General features: G+C 61.5%; 3 protein-coding genes. All 3 read right to left on the bottom strand.

Annotated features, from left to right (window positions below; translation table 11 throughout):
- The coding region (locus tag FJ980_RS30740; protein ID WP_181181363.1) for a type IV secretory system conjugative DNA transfer family protein at positions 1-1,212 on the bottom strand (1,212 nt) is incomplete at its 3' end.
- On the bottom strand, positions 1,133-1,417 hold the full coding sequence (traD, locus tag FJ980_RS30735; protein ID WP_348640673.1) for a conjugal transfer protein TraD: 285 nt from the start codon (positions 1,415-1,417) through the stop codon (positions 1,133-1,135). The genes FJ980_RS30740 and traD, both read right to left, overlap by 80 nt.
- A gap of 7 nt (positions 1,418-1,424) precedes the next feature.
- Positions 1,425-1,652 carry a TraC family protein gene (locus FJ980_RS30730; protein ID WP_246676632.1) on the bottom strand — a complete coding sequence of 76 codons (228 nt, stop codon included), beginning with the start codon at positions 1,650-1,652 and terminating at the stop codon, positions 1,425-1,427.
- Position 1,653: the final 1 nt, after the last annotated feature.

Here is a 1,653-nt window from a genome sequence, read left to right as displayed (position 1 = left end):
GCCATAGATGCCCGAGAATGTCTCCGGTGTCATGTTGATGAAGGGCGCGACGTTCTCGCGGACAAATGCGCTTTGCGACGAGTCGTAGATTTCCTGTAACCGGGTTCGCAGTTTTGGTTCCGGCTCGGCAAGATTGGTCCGGACCTGGCGTAGCGTCTGATTCCCGGTTGGCGTGTGCCCGGAGAGGCAGACGTCCGCTATCAGGGCCGTCACCAACTGCTGCGCCGATCCACGAACGAAATCGTTTCGGCTGGCGTCGACCCGCGGATTGTCGGTCATGATCCAGGATGCAACCGCGGCGATGTCCTCCTCTTTCGTGCCGCCAAACCTGCCAATCCAGTCGAGCGCATTGAAGCCGGTGCCGTCACGTCCCGGATCGATGACATAGACCTGTCGATTGAGCGATTTGCGATGCGCGGTAACCATCGGGGCGACCTCGTTGGAGGGATCCAGAACCACTAGTCCACTCCTCCATTGAAGGGTGGTCGGAATGGTCACCGACGTTGTCTTGAAGCCGCCGGACCCGGCAAAGACGATCGCATGACCCGATCCGAAGTTGCCCGCGAAGCCGAGCAGTGGTTTGCGCCCGCCACTGCCCCAGCTGTCGTGATCGCTCGCCTTGAACGATCTGGGGGCAACTGTGTCGCGGTCGACACGATAACGCTCTCCGACGACGATGCCGCCTCCTGCGGGAAAAAGTTTTGCGGCCTCGGTCAATCTCATCCAGTCAGCGTCGCCGTGGATGGAGCGCTTGCCCGGGATCCGCTTCGGCGCAGGTGATACGAAGGCCGCGTTGCCGAGAAGTGTAACTCGAAGGGCGAAGATACCAGCGCCCAAGGCGACCATTGCGCCGCCGAACGCAAAAGGATCGGCATATGACAACAGCGTTCCCTCGGCGACGCGATCCGACAATGAAAGGAGCCTGCCGCTTTCATTGATGACGGCGATCACCACCACGAGCATCGAGCCGAGGAGCGAGCTGAGGCCCGCCGATCTGATCGATGCCGAGCCGGCGGCAGCAAACAGAAAAATCAGTCCGACGCCGCCCGACGTTGCGTAAGGACGAGCCAGCCCGACCTTACCGAGAAACAGATATGCGGAACGTGATGTTCCAAACGAAGCGAGCCAGGTCTCAATCCCGGTCAGGCCCCACAGCGTTGCCATCATAAGTGCCGCCGGCGCCATTGTGAGTACGAGTTTCTTCCATATCATTGCCGAAGGCAGCCTTTCCGATTGCGCGCAGGCGCGCCCATTCCATCTGGTTGTCAGTGCGGCGCGCCAGATCGACGAGAGCACCCAGGATCACGGCGCGATCGGCCGAGCGAAGGCCGGCCTTCACGACCAGACCGCCGAGTTGGATTTTCTCGCGGGTATCGCGCTTGCGCTCCTCCGCCGACTGCCGTCGCTGCATGTTCATCACTCGCTCAAGCATCGCCTTCAGCAGGCCGAGCCGGCTTCGGCGCGGCTTGCCGGCGTTTCTCGCTTCCCGCCTGAAATCGTCCGGCGATCTCCGCGAAAACGTCCGAGAGCTTCGCCTCGTCAATATCGAGATCGCCCAAGCCGGCCTTGACCGCGATGCGGCCGATCCGTTCGGCCTCCTTGGCCTCGGCAGCCTTCAGTTGATCGTGCAGGCGCTCGATCTCCTCTTTAATC

It is taken from the genome of Mesorhizobium sp. B1-1-5 (assembly GCF_006443065.1).
Taxonomy (GTDB): Bacteria; Pseudomonadota; Alphaproteobacteria; order Rhizobiales; family Rhizobiaceae; genus Mesorhizobium.
This window is presented reverse-complemented; position numbering and strand designations above follow the sequence as displayed.

What these genes read in the sequence shown, in the direction of transcription:
- traD (WP_348640673.1), bottom strand. Translation starts at nt 1,417, where the DNA reads ATGAACATGCAGCGACGGCAGTCGGCGGAGGAGCGCAAGCGCGATACC.